Annotated in this window: 14 protein-coding genes; 7 read left to right on the plus strand and 7 right to left on the minus strand. The window is 35.7% G+C overall.

Translation table 11 applies throughout. The features are described 5' to 3' along the window. Positions 1-207 precede the first annotated feature (207 nt). The 5 genes from CCZ01_RS07405 to CCZ01_RS07425 are packed head-to-tail and all read right to left on the minus strand — an operon-like array spanning position 208 to position 6475. A complete protein-coding gene (locus CCZ01_RS07405; protein WP_112052585.1) occupies positions 208-1227 on the minus strand; it encodes an aspartate-semialdehyde dehydrogenase in 1020 nt (339 codons plus the stop codon). A gap of 9 nt (positions 1228-1236) precedes the next feature. Then, on the minus strand, positions 1237-2550 hold the full coding sequence (locus tag CCZ01_RS07410) for a sigma-54-dependent transcriptional regulator (RefSeq protein WP_112052586.1): 1314 nt from the start codon (positions 2548-2550) through the stop codon (positions 1237-1239). A gap of 2 nt (positions 2551-2552) precedes the next feature. Then, positions 2553-2951 (minus strand): hypothetical protein, encoded by a 399-nt coding sequence (locus CCZ01_RS07415; protein ID WP_112052587.1) that lies wholly within the window; start codon positions 2949-2951, stop codon positions 2553-2555. A gap of 2 nt (positions 2952-2953) precedes the next feature. Further along, positions 2954-5428 carry a DNA topoisomerase (ATP-hydrolyzing) subunit A gene (gyrA, locus tag CCZ01_RS07420; RefSeq protein WP_112052588.1) on the minus strand — a complete coding sequence of 825 codons (2475 nt, stop codon included), beginning with the start codon at positions 5426-5428 and terminating at the stop codon, positions 2954-2956. Between the two features lie 57 nt (positions 5429-5485). Beyond that, the gene (locus CCZ01_RS07425) at positions 5486-6475 is read right to left on the minus strand and encodes a hypothetical protein (protein ID WP_112052589.1); all 990 of its coding nucleotides are present in this window, start codon (positions 6473-6475) and stop codon (positions 5486-5488) included. A 72-nt stretch (positions 6476-6547) separates the two neighbouring features. Between CCZ01_RS07425 and CCZ01_RS07430 the strand changes: the two genes are divergently transcribed. The 4 genes from CCZ01_RS07430 to CCZ01_RS07445 all read left to right on the plus strand — a co-directional run bounded on the left by CCZ01_RS07430 (position 6548) and on the right by CCZ01_RS07445 (position 15452). Continuing rightward, positions 6548-7072 (plus strand): peptidylprolyl isomerase, encoded by a 525-nt coding sequence (locus CCZ01_RS07430; RefSeq protein WP_112052590.1) that lies wholly within the window; start codon positions 6548-6550, stop codon positions 7070-7072. A 29-nt stretch (positions 7073-7101) separates the two neighbouring features. Further along, positions 7102-12453 (plus strand): MG2 domain-containing protein, encoded by a 5352-nt coding sequence (locus CCZ01_RS07435; protein ID WP_112052591.1) that lies wholly within the window; start codon positions 7102-7104, stop codon positions 12451-12453. After that, complete coding sequence (pbpC, locus tag CCZ01_RS07440) at positions 12453-14795, plus strand: penicillin-binding protein 1C (protein ID WP_112052592.1); 2343 nt, start codon at positions 12453-12455, stop codon at positions 14793-14795. The genes CCZ01_RS07435 and pbpC overlap by 1 nt, the downstream gene beginning before the upstream one ends. 66 nt (positions 14796-14861) lie before the next feature. Then, positions 14862-15452, plus strand: a complete 591-nt coding sequence (locus CCZ01_RS07445) for a DUF6033 family protein (RefSeq protein ID WP_112052593.1) — start codon at positions 14862-14864, stop codon at positions 15450-15452. Between the two features lie 29 nt (positions 15453-15481). Here the strand turns inward: CCZ01_RS07445 and CCZ01_RS07450 are convergent, their stop codons facing one another. Next, positions 15482-16459, minus strand: coding sequence for a cation diffusion facilitator family transporter (locus CCZ01_RS07450; protein WP_112052594.1), 978 nt, complete (start codon positions 16457-16459; stop codon positions 15482-15484). 205 nt (positions 16460-16664) lie between these two features. Next, positions 16665-17873: a sodium/glutamate symporter gene (gene gltS / locus CCZ01_RS07455; RefSeq protein ID WP_258437024.1), complete on the minus strand. Its 1209-nt coding sequence runs from the start codon at positions 17871-17873 to the stop codon at positions 16665-16667. 1087 nt (positions 17874-18960) lie between these two features. Here gltS and CCZ01_RS07460 point away from each other — a divergent pair. The 3 genes from CCZ01_RS07460 (at position 18961) to CCZ01_RS07470 (ending at position 21950) form a co-directional block, all read left to right on the plus strand. Further along, positions 18961-19638 (plus strand): class I SAM-dependent methyltransferase, encoded by a 678-nt coding sequence (locus CCZ01_RS07460; RefSeq protein WP_258437009.1) that lies wholly within the window; start codon positions 18961-18963, stop codon positions 19636-19638. Between the two features lie 108 nt (positions 19639-19746). Next, positions 19747-21072 carry a phosphoenolpyruvate mutase gene (gene aepX, locus CCZ01_RS07465; RefSeq protein WP_181566364.1) on the plus strand — a complete coding sequence of 442 codons (1326 nt, stop codon included), beginning with the start codon at positions 19747-19749 and terminating at the stop codon, positions 21070-21072. Positions 21073-21086: 14 nt separating this feature from the next. After that, positions 21087-21950 carry a TylF/MycF/NovP-related O-methyltransferase gene (locus CCZ01_RS07470; RefSeq protein WP_112052596.1) on the plus strand — a complete coding sequence of 288 codons (864 nt, stop codon included), beginning with the start codon at positions 21087-21089 and terminating at the stop codon, positions 21948-21950. Positions 21951-21953 lie beyond the last annotated feature (3 nt).

Below are 21953 nucleotides of genomic sequence, written 5' to 3' on the forward strand. Positions count from 1 at the left end.
ACCGATAACAACTTTTTCATTTTTAGCTCCTTGAGTTTTTTATCAAACAGAATGAATTCAATTTGATTAATGTAATGATATAGTAGGGTTGTCAAAGAAATATGAAAAAAGTGTTAAGTTTGTGTTGAGATTTTTAATATGTGCAGTGAATGAAAAATATTTCAAGAATAATTTAGAGTAACTCTTTAGCTACCCTAAATTATTGTTTTAAGATTGAATAAAAGATTCTGCAATGCGAATAGCATTTGTTGCAGCACCAACACGAATTTGGTCTGCGACGCACCATAAATGTGCGATATGTGAATCAAAGACATCTTTACGTACACGCCCAACATAGGTTTGGTCTGTATCTGTTGCAATAATTGGCATAGGATATTGGTGTTGGTTAGGGTCGTCAATAAGCACGACAGAAGGTGCTTGAGAAAGAACAGAATGAATCTCTTTTACGGATGGTGTTGTCTCAAAATGGATACTCAAAGATTCACTATGACTGCGTAAGACTGGGACACGAACGCAGGTTGCACTGATTGGAAAGTCGCTATGCATAATCTTAGCTGTTTCTTTAATCATTTTCATTTCTTCTTTTGTGTACCCGTTGTCCATAAAAATATCAATATGTGGAATGACATTCAGTGCAATTTGATGAGCAAATGCTTTTGGATTACAATCTTTTAGTGTAAAATCAAAAAAATGACGCATTTGTGTAACAAGTTCCTCCATTCCCTTTTTTCCTGCCCCACTTACAGCTTGATAAGTGCTGACATCAACGCGCGTGATTTTAAATGCGTCGTGAAGAGGCTTCAGAACCTGCACCATCTGAATTGTAGAGCAATTTGGATTTGAAATAATCCCTGTTTTTTTCCATAATGCAATATCTTCTGGGTTAACTTCTGGAACAACCAAAGGTACATCGGGATTCATACGAAAAAAGCTTGTGTTATCAATTACGACAGCACCCGCTTTTGTGGCGAAAGGAGCATATTTTTCGCTCACACTACCCCCTGCACTAAAAAAAGCAATTTCAACACCCATCTTTTTAAACACTTCTTCGGTGAGTTCTACTACCGCAATTTCCTTACCTTTAAATTGTACACTTCGCCCAATACTTCTTGTGCTGGCTAGTGGTATAATCTCATGAACAGGGAAATTCCTCTCCTCTAAGAGAGAAAACAACTCTTCGCCCACCGCTCCTGTTGCTCCAACAACTGCTACAACATATTTTTTCATCGTATCCCCCTATATGTGAATTTTATACTTTTGAATTTTCTCTTGTAATGCCTTTTCAGATAAACTCAACATTTTTGCTGCTTTATCTAATTCGTTATTAACAGCTGCTAAAACTTCAATAATTAAATCTTTTTCCAAGTCTTCAACTCTTTCACCCTTACCCTCACGACTATTTAAAAACAAATCTTCGCTTAAAATTTCTGTGTTTTCACTTAAAATTACCGCTCGCTCAATAACTGAAAGTAATTCTCGGATATTTCCATACCAAGCATAATTTAATAAATCCGTTTGTGCTTTTTGGCTGATTTTTTTTAGCGGAAAACCATATTGTTCACACACCTCAGAAAGTTTCCATTCGCAAATAGGGATAATTTCCTCTTTTCTTTCACGCAAAGGAGGAATATTGACAGGAATAGTCTGGAGGCGAAAAAACAAATCCTCACGGAACTCCTGCCGTTTAATTTTTTCTTGAATGTTTGCATTTGTTGCTGAAACAATACGAAATTCAACCTTAATTGGTTTAGAGCTTCCTAAACGTACCACTTCTTTTTCTTGTAAAACTCTTAAAATTTTTGCCTGCAAGGCTAAAGGCATTTCACCAATTTCATCTAAAAAAATTGTACCACCATTTGCTGCTTCAAATTTTCCTGCCCTACCTTCTGTTGCGTCTGTGAAAGCACCTTTCTCGTAACCAAACAATTCAGATTCTAAAAGATTATCTGGAATTGCTGCCATATTAATTGCAATAAATGGTGCTTTTGCACGCGTTGAAGATTGATGGATATGTTGTGCTAAAACCTCCTTGCCCACTCCGCTCTCTCCTAAAAGTAAGATGGAAGCATCTGTTGTTGCTGCTTTGCTAACAATCTTTAAAACCTTTTCAAATGCTGGTGAAACAGCAATAAAATTCCCTGCTGAACCCTCTTCTTTTTTTGTGGCAGTGATATGATTTTGTTGTTGTTCGCTTTGTACTTTTTGTACTTTTGCAGAACGTTTAATGGCTTGAACAAGAGTTTCAATCTCAAATGGTTTAATTAAGAAATCCTTTACACCCAAACGGATAGATTCAACTGCTTTGTTGAGTGTTGCGTTTCCTGTAATGATAATTGCTTCATATTTTCCATTGAGATGTTCTAAGAATTCAATACCGTCCATTCCAGGCATATTAATATCCGTTACAATTAACTCATAAGAATCATCAAGCTTTTTTAAGGCATCTTTTGCATTTTTAAAAGAAATAATCTGGAATTCTGGATATTCACTAAGGGCGATTTCTAGCCCCTTTCTCATATTGATATCATCTTCTATAATTGCTATTTTCATTTTCACTCCCTTGTTTCTAAAATTTCTACAACGGCATAACCACCAATTTCCTCTGCTCGAATCAGCACAGGTGGAATCCATAAAGCGGTTGTTGAGCGTCCCATAAGATTCAAAGCCATCGTATCATCTCTTAGCTGAATCCCATTCCTCATCATACATATCAGCATTTCTTCTTTTGAGTTTTTAAGGCGATAATGGATTGTCTTATCATCAAGAGGTTCACCAATCTCACAACTTGCTTTAACAACAAAATGCTTTGGTATAACCATACTTCTTGAAATATTGTAATTTTCATTAATTAACATTCCATTTCGCACAGCAACACGATACGAAAAAAGATAGAATCTCTCATCTCCAAATAGGGTGACACTCAAAAGCAAAATGCCTAAAAATGCTTTCATTCCTAGTCTTGCTCATCTTCTTTTTCTTCTTTGGGGCATTTTGCTATCGATACAACCCATTCATCCTGTACGTTTACGATAATAACGCCACTCGTATTTCGCCCTGCCTTGCGAATACTGTGCATATCAACACGAATCATTTTACCATTTCCTGTGAGTACCATTAAATCCATACTTTCATCAACACTAACAATGCCGACAAGCTGTCCGGTTTTTTGTGTAAGCTTCATAGCTATCACGCCCTTTCCGCCACGTTTTGTCATACGATACTCACTCACTTCTGTACGTTTGCCGATACCCTTTTCGCTAACACTTAGAACCTCTTCATTTTCAGAATTAATCACGGCAGCACCGATGACATAGTCATTTTCCTCTTTAAAACGAATCGCTGTTACACCCCTTGCGTTTCGTCCTACTTCCCGAACTTCATCGGTTAAGAATCGTACGCACATTCCTTTATAAGTTACAACAAGAATTTGTTGAGGTGCAGATAGATTTGCTGGTTCAATCAAGCTGTAATTCTGAATGATCTTTGCTGTAACAATCTCGTCATCTTCATCTAGGCTAATTGCACGTATACCGATAGATCGGACATTCTTAAATTCACTAAGATTAGTGCGTTTAATTAATCCTTTTTTGGTAAAAAATGCAAGAGATTTATCTTCATTGAAATCTTTTGTGGTGATTGTTGCCATAATTTTTTCACCCGCTTCAAGTTTAATGAGATTTACAACTGCTTTTCCAATTGCCGTTCTTCCCGCTTCTGGAATCTTGTAGACTTTTAGCCAATAGAGTTGACCACGGTCTGTGATAAACAAAATTGTGTCATGAGTATCAGATACAAAGAAACTTTCAATAAAATCATCTTCGTGTGTATTACCGCTTACCTTGCCTTTGCCACCACGATTCTGTTTTTCATAAGAACGTAAGGGGACACGTTTAACATAACCACGATGACTCATTGTAACAACAACACTTTCATTAGGAATTAAATCTTCTATATCGATGCTGTCATAGTCTTCCTCAATTATCGTACGTCGTTCATCATAAAATTTTTCTCTAACTTCTAGCAATTCCTCTTTGATGACTTCATTGAGTTTATCTTCACTTTTTAAAATTGCGTCTAGGTGTGCAATTTCTTCTAGAAGGCGCTTATATTCTTCTTGAATTTTTGTTCTTTCTAATCCACTTAGACGTTGCAAACGCATTTCCAAAATTGCTTGGGCTTGAGTTTCACTTAATTGATAGTGTTGTATAAGCTGATTGTTTGCATCCTTCGTATCTTTACTTTTTTTAATCAGCTCTATGATTTTATCGATATGTTCAAGTGCGATTCTTAAACCCTCTAGTATATGTGCCCTTGCTCTCGCTTTTTCTAATTCAAAAATAATGCGACGAATCACAACATTCTTGCGGTGAAAAATAAAGAAATGTAACAGTTCCAAAAGGGTGAAAATCTTTGGACGTTTATCGCAAATTGCTAATAAAATAATTCCAAAAGTATCTTCCATTGGAGTGGATTTAAAAAGATGGTTCAAGACAATTTCACTCATTGCTTCTTTCTTGAGTTCAATCACAACACGAATGCCCTCACGATCGCTTTCATCACGAACTTCTGAAATCCCATCAATCACTTTTTCTTTTGCTAATTCTGCAATTTGTTTGACCAGATTTGCTTTATTTACTTGATAGGGTAATTCATCAATAACAATCATATCTTTTGTTTTACTTTTCTCAATATGCGTTTTTGCACGTATTTTGATTCTTCCTCGCCCTGTCTCATAAGCTTCTCTAATGCCACCTTTACCATAAATAATACCACCTGTAGGAAAGTCTGGCCCTTGTATAAATTCTAGTATGTCAGACAAACTTGCTTCTTTGTTGTCAATCAAGTGTAGCAAGGCATCAACGATTTCACTTAAACGATGAGGAGGAATATTTGTTGCCATTCCCACTGCGATCCCGTTTGAACCATTGACAAGTAAATTAGGAATACGACTTGGTAAAACTTCGGGTTCTTTTTGACTAGCATCATAATTTGGGATAAATTCAACTGTTCCTTTTTCGATATCGCGTAAAATTTCCTCACTGACAGCAGTCATTTTTGCCTCTGTATAACGCATTGCAGCCGCACGGTCGCCATCGATTGAGCCAAAGTTTCCTTGTCCATCAATAAGTTGTAGACGCATAGAGAAATCTTGTGCCATTCTCACAAGGGCGTCATAAACAGCGGTATCTCCATGTGGATGGTATTTTCCGATAACATCACCCACAATTCTTGCACTTTTTTTATAAGCTGAACGACTTCCCATACCTAACTCATGCATTGCATAGAGAATTCTGCGATGGACAGGCTTGAGCCCATCGCGTGCATCAGGCAAGGCACGTCCAATAATTACACTCATGGAATATTCAAGATAACTCTCTTCTACAGATTCCTTAATTTTTATATCTTGAATCGATTCTTCTATTGACATTCTTAACACCTTCAATAAAACTCTAAACTCACGATTTTAACATACTTTTGCTTCAGTCTATTTTAGTCCCTGCTTAAAGCTTGCAGGACATGCCTTTAAAATGCGTTTACGTAAAGGTTCTTCGTATCCAGCATTTGTTGCAATCGCACAAAAAAATGCAAAGACACGCCCATTTGTCAACATTAGGTTATCTTTTGGGCGTGAAGCAATTGTGATACCTTCAAAGTTCCCTTTAGTATCCCACACGGGTGCTCCTATAGGATTAGAAGGGTAGAGGTTAGAAAGGCTTGAAATCGCAACAACACCCGTAATATTTTTTTCTTTCTTTGCTTCTTTTGCAACATTCTTTAATTCACTGCTTACATCAATAACCTTTGGTGTACCTGCTTTTTTTTGCGTTGTATAAAATACAAGATCCGGTGGAATCTTATGATATTCTTTCAGATAAACCGCTAATTGGCTACGTGTAATCTTAATATTACCTTTTTTCGCATAAGGATAGTATAATATACTCTGGCTTGTAGGTTCTTGGTTAGCAAGATAGAATGCACCTTTACCCCTTGCTTTTGGAATAGCGGATGCAGGAATAAAACCGCCACCTATAGGCACTTTTTTATAGGACTTTGAACGTCTTGCTGTATCCTCCCTGGGGATAAAACTCATTCCGCGTTTTTGGAGTGTTTCTAAATGAAACCGATTCATTTCTGTTGGATTACCATAAGGGTCTGTAAAAGAAGCAATTTTGAATAAAACAATTTTTTGGTCCCTATCCACCGCATAAGGCTCTAGTGTAGCAAAATAAATAAGTGGCATTCCGACCGCATCAAGAATCTTGATTCTTGCGCTCCTTGCCCATTCTTCTTCTATAAACAAGGAAGCTTCAGAGCCTAAGATATATCCTCCCTCAAGCCATACGCCATAGCTATCTTTTGGTGGTTGCCCATTAAAATCACTCTCGATAAGAACACTGTCAAATAGCCGAAATTGTGGTTCTGAAAATAAATACACAGAAAACAATAAAAGAAAACACAATGTTTTATTGAACATCTTTAACCTCTTTTTTAAAGTTATTTTGTTAGATTTTCACTTTAGTTTATTTTAAACACAAAGGAAAATGCGATGAAGGAAACGACTGAACTTAAGATTTTTGATGTTGCGGAGGAAGAACTTGAAAGCTTCAAAGAAGCTCTTATTAAAACTTCCAAAGGCGATATAAGACTCAGACTTTTTCCTCTTGATGCTCCCAATACGGTTGCAAACTTCGTTTCTCTTGCACAAAGTGGATTTTACAATAATTTAACTTTCCATAGAATTATACCGGGTTTTGTTGCACAAGGTGGTTGCCCTAAAGGAAATGGCACAGGAGGTCCTAATTACCGTATTCCTTGCGAAACAGCAAATAATCCTCATAAACACAAAAGAGGTACATTATCAATGGCACATGCAGGTAAGGACACTGGAGGTAGCCAGTTTTTTATCTGCTTTGATGACCAGCCTCATCTTGATGGTGAACATACGATTTTTGGACGCATTTTACCCAATGAGCGACCAAGTTACAAAGTATTAAATTCTTTAGAACAAGGTGATGAAATTCTAGGTATTGTCATTAATCCGCCATCAAAGAAAGGGACTAAATCCGAATAATTGAAGAATATCTTGAGGGAGTGTCAATAATGTCGAAGATTTTGTTTTTGAGGGTTTTTTTTGGCTTTGTCTTTGCGATTCTTTTTGTTGCTTGTTCCTCTGAAATAGAGGTAAATTCTGTGAAGCAAATTGATTCTAACTTGTTAGAAATTGTATTGAAAGAACCTGTTGCTGAACAAAATATTAATACCCTTTATGATGTCAAAGACATTCTTGTACTTGAACATAAGGGTTCTAAAGTATCCCCTCAAGGTAAATACGCGTGGGTTCAGTCCGATACGTTGAGAATCTATCTTAAAGATCCTCTGATACCTAATCAGGATTATAAGATAACTCTTGATTTGGCATCTATTAGCAAAATAACCCAGTCAAAGCCTCTTGCACAAATGCAAACAACACTTACAACACCAAAAAATGAATTTAGTCTTAGTCAAAATGAATTTGTTTTTAGCGAAAGTGACCCCACTATTGCTTTTTTGCAGGTAGAATTTGAAGTTGCCGTGCCAATTATGGACATTCAGAGTGGAATTTCTATCCAATCACCCCAAAATGAGGTAGTTCCTTTCACATTAGAAACATTAGCGGGTGGAAAGTATCGTGTGATTTCGGATTTGCAAACTTCTTCCTATTCGCAGGATTTAGTTTATCGTTTGAAATTTGATGCTCAAAAATTAGGATTAGAAGAGAATCTTGAGTACGATGTTACGCTTCATCGAAATTCATCTTTAAATTTCTTAAACTTACAAGTGAGGAATTCTGTACCTGCAATTGAATTATATTTTTCGCAACCAATAGATATACAAAATCTTGAAAATTATCTCCGCATTTCTCCAGAAACAACACTCAAAATTTCGAGCGTTGGTAATAAAATTATTCTCAATGGAGATTTTAAAATTGGTACGACCTATAATCTTGATATTCTTGCAGGAATCAAAGGTTTACAGGGCGAAAAATTGAAGGAAAATGTAACGCAAAAATTTAGTTTCACAGATTTACCGCCACAAATTGCTTTTTCTAATGAGGGAGCTCTGTTGCCTGCAAATCATCAACATAAAATTGCCTTTAAGACATTAAATGTGAATCAGGTGCATGTTCGTGTGAGTCAGATTTATTTGAATAATCTAACACAATTCTTCTATGACCAAGATTTAATTGGAGGTAGTCGTTATTCAGGCTATGATATTACAAGTAGGCTGTCTCGCTTAGGCGATACAGTTTTTGAGGGAGATTTTGATATTCAAAATGTGCAAAACCAATGGCAACAAAACGAAATTGACCTTACCTCAATTAAAAACAAAAAAGGAATTTTTGTTGTTGAGCTTTCCTTTAAGCAAGAAAGCATCTCTTATCAATTTCCTTCCAGCATGGAAAAATGGAAAATTCGTAATTACTTCATAAAACAAGGACGCGTTGGTAAGCATTTAGTATTTACAGATATGTCTATTCTTGCCCAACGCAGTAAAGATAAACTTTATGCTACACTTTTAGACATTACAAGTAACAAACCTATTCCAGGTGTAGAAATTGAAGCTTATAATTCGCGTAATCAGCTTATTGCAAAAGCTACAACTAACAATGCAGGCGATGTGATTTTACCCAGTAAGGATATTTATTATCTTTTTACCCAACGTAATGAAGATGTCAGTGCCTTAAAGCTTTCAGCTCCTCTTAGCAATGATGGTTTTGATGTTGGTGGAATCTCTCCTCAAGATATACGTGCATTTTTATATACGGATAGAGGCGTTTATCGACCGGGTGAGAGTATTCATCTAAGCCTTATCGCGAGAAATAAAAACTCGCTTTTACCTGCTGAGTTACCCATTCTTTTGACACTTACAAATCCACGCGGCAAAGAAACGCTTGTCGATTTACCTTTAAAACAGAGTAATGAATTTGGATTCTATAACCATACCATTGAAATTCCACAGAATGCTCCTACTGGACTGTGGAATGTGAATGTTAAAATTGGTGATACAGAAAACTTTAATAAAACAATTCCTATTGAAACTATTGTTCCATACCGCATTGCTGTTGAGTTAGATGCCCAAGATACATTAAAGTTGTCAGAACAAGAGAACACTTTAGCTTATCAAATCCACTCTAAGTATCTTTTTGGTGCTCCTGCATCGAATTTAGACTATCGTTCTAGTTTGTCAGTAATACCAAGTATTTTTCATAGCAAGAAATATCCAGATTATCGTTTTGAGAACCCTACAAGTTATAATTACAATGCAGAAGAGTCCCAGAAAGGAACATTAGATGAAAATGGTGATGCACATTCTTCATTTCAGTTGAATTCACTTGAAAGGGCTAACTCTAACCTTGAGGCGAAAATTCTCACACAGGTTTTTGAAAGGGGGGGTAGAGGAGTTTCAGCACGTAAATCAATCTCTATTCAACTCTATGACCATTTTGTGGGAGTGCAAGAACCCAATTCGCGTTATATTCAACAAAATAGCCCATTGTCTCTGCCTGTCGTCGTGCTTTCAGCTGATGATACACCGGTTGCAGGGAGAAAAATCAGCTATAAGATTTATCATAATCGCTACTCGTGGTGGTGGGATTATAGCTCATACAGTAGCTTTATAGCCGCATTTAAAAGTGATCGCAATAGTCAGTTAATAGCGGAAGGAGAGCTTACTTCTAAAGATCAGCCCATATTTTTTACTTATACGCCCTCAGAAACGGGAGAAATTTTTATTGAATTCACAGATATTGCAAGCAAAAGTAGTACAGGAACAAATTTTTATGTAAGTAGTTGGGGGGAACCTACACAGGAAAATAAAATTATTTCTTTGAAAATTACTGCGGATAAGGAAGAATATCAATTAGGTGAAGAAGCAAAAGTATATTTTGAAAGTGCAAAAGGTGCAAAAGCTTTAGTGAGTATTAGTTCGCAAGGTGAGATTTTGCAACGTTATTGGATAGATACAATAGGCGACCAAACAGAATTAAATATTCCTATCACTCAAGAAATGCTACCTAATGCTTATGTAAGTGTGTCTTTATTGCAGAATTATCAAACCAGTAGTGAAAACGATCGTCCTTTGCGTTTGTATGGAGTTGTTCCTTTGAATGTTGTTGATGAAAATACGAAGTTGAATTTACAAATTCTAGCTAAAGATGAAATTCTCCCTGATTCAACATTAGAAGTTGTTATTAAAAACCCTAAGAAGGAAAAATTTGGATTTTCGTTAGCTGTTGTTGATGAAGGTTTACTTGCTTTAAATGCGTTTAAAACCCCTAATGCATGGGATTATTTCTTTGCAAAACAAAGCTTAGGTATAGAAACTTATGATTTATATGATTTAATTATAAAAAAAAGATTAGGCGAAGTGTCCAAGGTTTTCAAGGCGGGGGGAGAGGAAGCATATTTTGCAAAGCAAAAAGGTGATGAAAATGCGGAGAGATTCAAACCTGTAGCATTCTTTATTTCACCCACAACAAGTGATGAGAATGGAGAGGCGACGTTTCGCTTTGATATTCCAAATTATATGGGCAAGTTGCGTGTGATGGTTGTTGCTAGTCAGCAAGAACTTTTTGGGAGTGCACAAAAAGAAGTGATTGTAAATGCACCTGTTGTGATGTTACCTACAATTCCTCGTTCCTTAAAAGTTGGAGATTCTTTTAGTTTGCCTATTGAACTAATTCCAACACAAGATGATGTAGGTAAGGTTACGCTCCAGATTCGCAGTGGAGAAAAAATTGTTTTTGAGCAAACAGAACTGCAAACAAGATTTGAAGGTAGAAGGTCTCAAATATTGAATTTTAAAGGTAAGGTACAAGAAAGCATTGGCACAGAAGAAATTGTTCTTACGCTTATGCAAAAAGGTTCTACCCTAACAGACAAGACAGAAATTGATATTAAAGCCATCAATCCTTATGTTACAAAAACACAAAGCACTGTCATTCAGGCAGGGGAAAACACAACGATTTTAAGTCCAACAGATTTTATTAAACATTCCAATGAGGGGCATTTAATTGTTTCTTCATATCCAATTTTGATGCTTGATCACCGCTTAAGATTTCTTATTCAGTATCCTTATGGTTGTATAGAGCAAACGACTTCGGCTGTATTGCCACAATTATTTATGGATAAACTTAGTCACGCTGATTTTATTAATAAAGAACGTATTGCAGAAAATATTCGTGCAGCAATAGCAAAGTTGCAAAGTTTTCAGACAGGTGATGGTGGCTTTGCCTATTGGCAAGGGCAAAGTGATTCTAATATGTGGGGTAGCAATTATGCAGGGCATTTTATGATTTTAGCAAAAAAAGTTGGGTTTTATGTACCAGATTCTTTATTTTTACGTTGGGTGGATTACCAAACAAGTCAATTAAGAAATGAAGATTCTCCTTATAAAGCTTATTCCGTTTATTTGCTTGCTTTAGCAGGTAAAGGGCAGATGAGTTTTATGAATGAGCTTTATGAAAATCAGCTTGATTCTTTAAATGTGGTTGATAAATGGTTTTTGGCTGGGGCATATCAGTTGCTAGGATACGAAGATATTGCAAAAACAATCACAAAGAATCTTTCACAACAACCTGATGATGATAGTCAATACAATATTGGTAGCTATGGTAGTAATACCCGCAATAGGGCGATTATCTTGCAAATTTACCATAGTATCTATAAGGATACGCCAAAAGCTCTTTATCAAGATTTAAAAGCGATTTTAGAGAGTGAGAGTTGGCTTTCTACCCAAACAACGAGTTATTTGTTGCTTAGCTTTGCTATGTTAGAGCAAGAGGGTAGCAAGGAAGGTTTGCAAGGGAGTGTGTCGGTGAATGGAACACAAAATACACTCAAGAACCCACTTGAAAGTTATCGTTTAGATTCAGGAGAAGCAAAGATTCAGAATGCAGGAAAACAACCGATCTATGTGAATTATATTTGGGAGGGAATTACTAAGGAAAAGTTAAACCCAATTTATAAGGGTGGATTAGGATTGGCACAGAGCTTTTGGAAAGAAGATGGTAGTGCCCTGCCTATTTCTGAATTAAAACAACTCAAATCATCGACAAGTTTTTGGATTCGATTTGTGCTTACAAATGATAACAATATGAGTGAGTTTACTCATATTGCCTTAACACAAGGGTTGCCTAGTGGGTGGGAAATTGAAAATACGCGTTTAAATGATGATTCTCTACCTTCTTTTGTGAAAGAATCCCAAAGTCGTGATGTTACTTATGTAGATATTCGTGATGATAAGATTATGTGGTTTTTTGATAATATATATGATAAAAAAGTTGTTTGGGTGAAAATAAACACTGTTACACCCGGTAGTTACATTCTTCCTCCAGCTTTTGCGGAGGCGATGTATAATCATAATATTCAAGGTTCTGTTGCAGAAATTCCTGTGGAAGTTCTTCCGCAATAATGCCTTTCAGCTTTTTTGTTAGACCCATTCTTTGGGTGGGGGCGATTGTTTTTATTTGTATATTTATTATTTTTAATATAGTTTTTTGGAGTTTTAATCCTTCCAGCGACCCTTTCTCTCAACGTTATTCAAGGGCAGTTCTTGACCGCAATAATCAGATTCTAAGTTTATTTTTAAATGATGAAGAGCAATGGCACTTAGCTCTTTATACCCCCATTTCTGAAAAATTAAAAACAGCCTTAATACTTTATGAAGATAAAAATTTTTATACACATCACGGTATTGATTTACTTGCAATCGGACGCACATTAAAAAATAATCTTTTTTACCATAAAAAACAGGGTGCAAGTACAATTAGTATGCAAGTTATTAAGCTTCTTCAACGTAATCCACGCAATTATTATCATAAATTTATTGAAAGTATTGAGGCATTGAGGCTGGAACAACTTTATACAAAAGATGAGATTTTAAATCTTTACTTTAATAATGCTCCTTATGGTGGAAATATTGTGGGGGTTGCAAGTGCAGCTTTGTTTTATTTTCAAAAAACACCTGAAACACTTACATGGAGTGAGGCTGCCTTACTTGCGGTTTTACCAAATGCACCAGGATTGATTAATCTCACCACAAATCGCCATTTGTTGCAACAAAAACGCAACTTACTTTTGCAAAAACTTTATGAAAAAGGTGAATTTGGGGAAGATATTTTACAAATTGCACAAGCTGAACCTATTCCTACACCTAAGATTCACCATAATATTGCACCCCATCTTGCTTTACGAATGATAGCAGAGGGCGAACCAGAAGAATATTTTTTTTATAGCACTATTGATAAGTCTCTACAAATGCGACTTGAAAAAAGTGCAAAGTCTTATCAGCAAAGAATCCGAAAAGAGGGCATACATAACCTAAGCCTTCTCCTTGCAAGCACAGAAACTAAGGAGATTCTAGCTTATATTGGTTCGCAAGATTTTTTTGATATTCAAGGTTTGGGACAGATTGATGGAGTGCGTGCAAAACGCAGTGTAGGTAGTGTCTTAAAGCCACTTTTATATGCTTTAAGTATTGATGAAGGTTTATTGTTACCTAATTCTTTAGTTCCTGACATACCTTTGTTTTTTAAAAATTTTAATCCACATAACGCTAATCACCACTATCGTGGGCTTGTTCCTGCAAGGCAAGCCCTTATCCGTTCTTTGAATGTACCTTTTGTTACTTTGCTTAATGAATATAGTGTTGAAAAATTTTATTATATTTTGAAGAAAATCATTCAATTTGAGGAAGATAATCCTCAACGTTATGGGTTGTCGTTGATTCTTGGGACAAAAGAATTTACACCATTGGATATTGCTAAAATTTTTGTTGGGCTTGGTAATTATGGATATTTTAGTGATTTAACTTATAATATAAAAAAGCCTGTATCGGGTGGTTTTCAGCTAATTCAAAAAGGGAGTGCGTATCTTACCTTGCAGGATCTAAGCCAATTAGAACGTTATGGGGAAGAAAATTTTTATAAAACAAAAAACCTCTTTTCATGGAAAAGTGGAACAAGTTGGGGGCAAAAAGATGCGTGGGCAGCGGGTGTTTCTCCGCAGTATACTCTTGTTGTATGGGCAGGTAATTTTAATGGAGCAGGAAGCCCAAATTTAAGCGGTGCAAAAAGTGCTGGAGTTTGGTTTTTTGAGGTTTTAAAACTTTTACCACAACAAAATGCCTTTAGCTTACCGCCAAATTCTATGCGTAGTATTCTTACAGATAACTTAACACATTATCGGCTTAGTGATGAGATGTTTCAGTTAATTAAAAATAAAAATAAACTTCTTAAAAATGGCTTTGAAGCAAAAAAGATGGGAGAAGGTGCTTTGATTCAGGCAGAAGAACAAATTGCTCCGGTTGGTACAAAGATTCTTAAAACTTCTCCCTTTTTAAATTCGTATTGGATTTATGATGATGGTACAGAGGCTCTCTCAAGTGATTCGAGATTTTTAGAATCTCACCAAATTTTGCGTCTTAACCTCCCTACACCAATCTTGAATTTTTATTTGCAAGAAAGGGTGGATATTGCACATTTTTTACGCAAGCAGGAAAAAAGAACACCTCGTTTTATCTATCCACCTCCCAATATCAAAATTACCTTACCTAAGGATTTTAGTGGTAAAAAAGAACTTATTGTTCGGATTGCTAATCTAAAAAAAGAAAATATTTTTTGGTTTTTAGATGGAAATTTATTGACACAAACACACCAAGAAACATTTAAGCTTTCCCTATCTAAAGGCTTTCATCGTCTATTTATTATTAGTGAAAGTGGTCATCACGATAGTGTTCAGTTTAGGATTGAATAATTTTTTAGATTGGAATACTATTTGCTAAATTTCTATTATAAATGAATAAAATAGAAAGGAGAGCAAATGAAAGCTTCACTTAACAAAGCGATACAGAGCTATACAGCTGGTTTACAACAAAAAACAACTTCTCAAGCTGCAGAGTATCTTCAAGGACTCAAGTCACGCTTTCCTTCATTGAATATTTCTGTTCAAATTCCCTCTTCATCTAGTTTATTTGAATCATCAGGGAACAACCATTTTATGTTGCCAGCAGGTATTTTGCAAAAGATGGCACGGGATTCCGAGTTTTCAGCAAGGATTGAAGCAGATATGCGAGTTTTTGAAGCACAAATATATAAAGATCAAAAAAATACTTCCTTGGAATCTTCGGGATTTTTTGTGAATCTTGATAGTAGTTATGGCGGTTGGAGTATTGCTAAAAGTGTTCAAGCGGCTAGTCCGCAAGATTATTTTAGACAGGAACAGCACCAAAAGGAGGAAGCTTATTTTGAACATTTGGAATCACAAGGTAGGGATACAAAATATGAAAGAAGCATTCTGAAAAAGGTGTTAAATCGTAAGCTAACTATCGAAGATGGGCGGATTAAAGAATCAAGTATTCCTATACAAGAGAGACGTTCCATGCAACAAGATACCCTTGATATTAGGGTATAGATGTCGACTTCAACAAGGAATCTATATTTTCATAGCCATTTTGGGTCTTTTGTAAAACTCACAGAGAGCCATATTTTATAACTAGGGAGTTCTAGCCCTTGTTCAATTTCATCGCGAATACGGTCCATATCATCTACTGTTTGGATGCCGCGATGACTATCAAGCAAAATATTAACCTCAACCATATAAAACCGTCCACTTTTTGCCACATGAGTGTCGTAATTTTTAAAGCGATATTTTTGGGCTATTTCTTGTAAAATGTGATCAATTTTATCATCCATTTCTTTTGGAGCAACCATTGCTAAATCAGCAAGGTTCTGAATGAATACCTTAAGTGGCATACTTGCAAGAATAATTGCTAGGACAATTACTAATGCAGGGTCGACATAAAGAGCCCATACACTGACATTCTCTTCATCTAATAGGTAAATTGCACCAAATGCAACGAATCCACCTAAATATAATACACTATCGATAAGCCACTCCAGACTATCTACACTGATTAATGGGGATTGCAAATGTTTTCCACAACGATTTGTATAAACCCAAATTACAATACAAAGAATCATAGAAAAAAAAGAATAAACCATTGCACCACCAAATTCAACACGATATCCTCCTTCAAGAATTCCATGTACTCCATTGATTAATGCATAGAGGCAAACTAAAAGTAAAATTAAACTTTTAAAAACATTCACCATAGGTTCAAATCGCGTATAGCCATACTGAAAAATATCATCATCTTCTTTAAAAATATATTTTGAGGTTACGACGCTAAGCATAATTAAAGCAACGCTTAAAAATGCCACAAATCCATCAAAAATAATTGCCTTAGAACCAATATATAAACCATAGAATATCCCAAAAATAGCTAAAATGACTGCAAAAAATAACGAAACATTTAATACAAATTGTTCTTTTTTGCTTTGCTGTAAGGGGTCGCTACATACTTCCGCATTATTGCGAATTTTTTTACTGGAAGGGTTATTGTGGATTCTTGAAAACATTTCATACCTTATGATTTGGATATTACATTATTCAAACTCCACCTTTTTTCATAAATAAATTAAAGTGGAATGCTTTAAGTTCTTTATTTAGGATTGCAGAACAGGCATAGCAGATTTTAACTCTAATATCCTTCAAAGTCAATTTTGTGTAATTTTTTTAAATCTGTCGCAGGGCAGAAAATAAAAATTTTCCGCCCCTAATATTTTAAAACAACACAGAGAGTGTTCCTTGAATAACAAGTGCGTTGACTAAGTCGATAAAGAACGCACCAACTAGAGGTACAATGATGAATGCCATATGGCTTGGTCCATAATGCGAAGTAACGGTTTGCATATTAACCATTGCAGTTGGTGTTGCACCTAAACCAAATCCACAATGTCCAGCTGCTAAGACTGCCGCATCATAATCTTTCCCGCAAAATCTGAATGTTACAAAAATTGCATAGAAAATCATCATTATGGCTTGAATACCAAGAATGACAACCATCGGTAATGCAAGTGCGACAAGTTCCCATAGATTCACAGTCATCATTGCAAAAGCAAGGAATAGCGAAAGTGAAACATTCCCTAAAACAGATACCTCTCTATCAAAAACATGATGAATATTGAGTGCAGAAAGGACATTTCTTAACACAACACCGAGGAATAAGCAATAAACAAAAGTGGGAAGCGTGAATGATGGAACAGATGCTTTCATGAAATCACTAAGTAGATTACCAAGTAAAAGTGCAATCGCAATGAGTGCCAATGATTCTACAAAACTAATGGGTGTAATTAAACGTTCTTGTTGAGGGGTTTCAAAGCCACCATGCGTATTATCCTTATTGTGTTCTGCACCGGGAATCTTAAGATTATGTCGCTTAATCAAAAATCTTGCAACAGGACCCCCAATAATTCCGCCCATCACCAATCCAAAAGTTGCACAAGCCATTGCAACTTCCATTGCCGCCCCAAAATTATAAGGTTCTTTGATGAATTCTGTTGCCCAAGCAGAACCTGTTCCGTGTCCACCACTCATTGTAATAGAACCACCAAGCATTCCAATAAGGGGTTCAACACCCATTAAATGGCTCACACCAACCCCGACAATATTTTGTAAAAAGAGTAATCCTACCACAACAACTAAGAATATACTTAGCATTTTTCCGCCTTTTTTGAGTGAGGCAAAATCGGCACTTAAACCAATTGAAGTAAAGAATGCAAGCATAAGCGGATCTTTAAGGGAAGAATTGAAGCTGAATTCAACATTAAACATCTTATATACAAGTAAAATTCCAATTGCGGCAATAATACCACCCACAACAGGCTCTGGAATATTGTAATCTTGTAAAATCTTAACACGATTGATAATAATTCGTCCGAGAATCAGGACGGCAACAATACAAACAAGGGTAAAGTAGAAGTCAAAGTTGATACCACTTAATTTTGCGTCTTCTGCCTTAACAAAGCCAAGAAGTTCAAAACTTTTGTCTGTATAACGTACAGATAAAAAATCTCCATATTGGCTTAAAACTTCTACCTTCATTCCTTTTTTAAGCGTAAAAGATGTTTCTTGAAGTATATCATTTTCGCTTAATGAATACCTGGCGACTGGTGATGCCTGGCATTCAGAATTAGGTGCTGAATACAAAACTGCTTCTTCAGCTGTAATGCTATACTTGTTGCGCCAAGCAGGAACATTCTCAAAATTTTTACTATTTTTGAGAATAAAAGTTTGGCAAGATTCATTGCCTGTTGATGTTGCTGAAATACTTTCTGCATAAAGGCTACTTAAACCAAATATGGAAAGCAATAGAAAAAAAATGGCTTTTTTCATAAAATGCTCCTTAAAAAACAAAATAATCGTTCCGTATTATACATAAAGTAGAGCGAAGTTTGTATGAAAGGGGCTATACATGTCTAAAATATAAGAATTTTTTTAAAGAGTGTATATTTTCGTAACTTTATTTCTATTACTTGACTTAAAATTAAGATAGGCTTAATATGTGAATTAGACAAAAAAATGTATATAGACGACACAAGTGAAACAAAAATAAGGATAATGTAGAATCTGATCATATGGGTTTTCTTTTTAATTGATTTCTGTTATGCTACCCCCACAATCTAGTGTAATTTTTCTGTGTCAAGTTGCACAAAAAGAAGGTTGTTCTTAAAACTCATTTGTGTGTTCTATCGCCTTTATCTGAAAACTTCAAGGGTGGGGCAAGGCTTATAAAAATAATGACAATATTATACTCAATCATAATATTTATGATTGAGTATAGAATAACGATGAAATAAAAGTTTGAAGTAAAATTTTAAAAATCCAAATCAAATAATTTACTTTTTTTCAAAATAATGTTACAATATGAATCTTTGAGACGACATGAGTTATTGTGCGTATAGATAACCAAGTTTTAGGGCATTTGAGTTAAGAATGCAAAGCAAAATACAGCTTATTGCAAAGTTAGGATATAGGTGATTGTATTTTGAAAGGTATTGCTATTGTTAAGGAGTTGGTAGTGAGTAGTTTGGATTACTGGAAATTCTATTATCGTTCACATAAGATTAGTGCCGATAATTCCCTTTTCAGCAGTTTTGTTAAACAATTTTTAGAGCAGGGGAGTTCTCTTTTGGAGCTTGGTTGCGGGAATGGACGCGATGCCACATTTTTTGCGAAGAATCATATTTATACGACAGCAATTGACCAGGTGGAAGAAGAGATTACCTATCTTCAAAATGAGCTTGGAAGCGAGTATTTATCTTTTATTTCTGGCGATTTTACACAATTACAAAAAATTAGAGATTTAAAACCACCCTATGATTGCATTTATTCGCGTTTTACTTTGCATTCAGTCAGTGCATTAGAAGAGAAGCAACTTTTTTCAGATATTCCTTTGTTTTTGAAAAAAAATGGGCTTTTAGCTATTGAAACAAGAGGTTATAAAAACTCTCTCTTCCAGAAAGGGGATTCTGTGGGTGGGCAAGAAGACGCTTTTATTTATAATGACCATTATCGCCGATTTGTCCATTTTGAATCCTTACTAGAAAGTTTGAAAAATACTTTGGGGGATTGTGAAATTATCTTTGCAGCCGAAGATAAGGGCTTTGCACCCTTGAATGGTGTAGATGATTATTTTATTCGTATTCTTGCTAGAACCCAGCGGGGGGGGGGGGCAAGTTTAGAGTTCTCTCTTTAATATTCTTTCTAAAGCCACTTTTTATACAAAAACTTACATTAAAATACCCGACATTCTACTTGCGTCCATCCAGCAAAATGCTGAATGGTGTTGCGTAGAGGAGGCGATATGAAACAAAAGCCTATCGTTTATATCGCTATGGCAGTGGATTTATTGCACACTGGGCATATTAATATCTTAAAAATTGCAAAAGAGCATGCAGATAAAATTCAAGGAAAAGTTGTTGTAGGATTACTTACTGATTCAGCGATTGCTTCATATAAGCGATTACCTTATATGAGTTTTGAACAACGCAAGGCAGTTGTAGAATCTGTGCAATATGTCGATGAGGTTATTCCTCAAGAAAGTCTAAGCTATGAGCCTAATATTAGAAAGCTTTTGCCACGCTTTGTTGTGCATGGTGATGATTGGAAAAATGGTATTCAACAAAAAGAACGTCAAGCAGTGATTGCACTTCTTAAGGAGTTAGGTTGCGGAGAGCTGATTGAGCCTAAATACACAGAGGGGATTAGTTCGACACAACTCAATATTAATGCAAGGGCGATTGGTATCGCGACGAATGCAAGATTGTCGCTATTGAGACGTTTAGTAAATGCAAAAAAGCCTCTTAGGATTATCGAAACACATTCAGCAATTTCAGCCCTCATTGCTCAAAATGCATTCTTTGATGCGAGCGGGCAGAAAATTGAATTTGATGGCTTTTGGAGTTCTAGTCTTACAGATTCCACGAGTCGAGGAAAACCCGATATTGAAGCAGTGGAGCTAACAAGTCGCCTGAATACGATTAATGAAATTTTTGAAGTGACGACAAAACCCTTGATTTATGATGCGGATACAGGTGGTAAGATAGAGCATTTTGCATTCACGGTGCGGAGTTTGGAGCGAACGGGTGTATCAGCAGTCATTATTGAAGATAAAACCGGGCTGAAAAAGAATTCTTTACTAGGAAATAAGGTTTTGCAAACGCAAGATAATATTGAGGATTTTTGCTTAAAAATCACTGCAGGAAAAAAAGCACAAATCACTAATGATTTTATGATTATTGCACGCATTGAATCTTTGATTTTAGAAAAAGGACAGCAAGATGCTTTGAAACGTGCTTTTGCGTATGTTAATGCTGGAGCTGATGGGATTATGATTCATTCAAGACAAAAAAGCCCTGATGAGGTTTTAGAATTTATCACACATTTTAGGGCAAAGGACTCTAATACTCCAATTGTTGTTGTGCCCACAAGTTTTAATGCAATTAAGGCGGAAGAATTAGGTAAAGTAGGAGCAAATATTGTGATTTATGCGAATCACCTACTTAGGGCGTCATTTGTCGCAATGAATGAAGTTGCCAAAGGCATTTTGGAGTTTGATAGAAGTTTAGAGATGGAATCCTCTTGTATGAAAGTTGATGAGATTCTAAGCTTAATACCTGGGACAATATAAAAGGAGAAAATGAGATGGCAAGAGTGATTATATTTGGTGCAGGGAATTGTGGGCGATTGATTGCAGAAAAGATTTTGGTACATAAACAAGATAAAATTTTATTTTTTGTAGATAATGATAGCAATAAACACGGGAAGACTTATTGGGGGGGGGGGAAAAATATTTTGTTAGAGATTAAATCACCTCTTGAGATACGCAATACCGATTTTGATAGTGTGATTTTAGGCACTTTTACAGGGCTTGATGAGTTAAAAGCACAATTACAAGAGGAATTTAATATTCCAACACAAAAGATTGATTCAAGCTATATTAAACAAAGTGTTTTAGCGAGAATTTCTTTTTTAGAAGATTTTGCTTCAATTTGTAAGGAGAAAAATTTACAAGGTGAAATTGCGGAAGTCGGCGTGTATCGTGGAGATTTTGCACATCATATGAATGCATTTTTTCCTCATAAAAAGCTTTATTTGTTTGATACTTTCGAGGGATTTAATGGTTTAGATGTGCAAAAAGATGGACACATGAGTAAAGAATTAGGAGAAAAACATTTTGCAAATACTTCGGTTGAATTGGTCTTAAGTAAAATGCCTCATAAAGAGCAATGTGTCATCAAGCAGGGTTGGTTTCCACAAAGCACAAAGGGGCTTATGGAGGAGAAATTTTGTTTTGTCAATTTAGATGCAGATTTATATGAGCCTATTTTAGAGGGATTGAGATTTTTTTATCCTAGAATGGTGCAGGGGGGTGTTATTTTAGTGCATGAATATTTTTCACAAGGTTATATAGGGGTTAAAAAGGCAGTTTTAGAATTTCTACAAGAATCTAATGCAATGAGTTTGCCTATCGGTGATTCTTTGAGTATTGCAATTTTAAAAAGGTAATTG

It is taken from the genome of Helicobacter monodelphidis (assembly GCF_003288845.1).
GTDB lineage: Bacteria > Campylobacterota > Campylobacteria > Campylobacterales > Helicobacteraceae > NHYN01.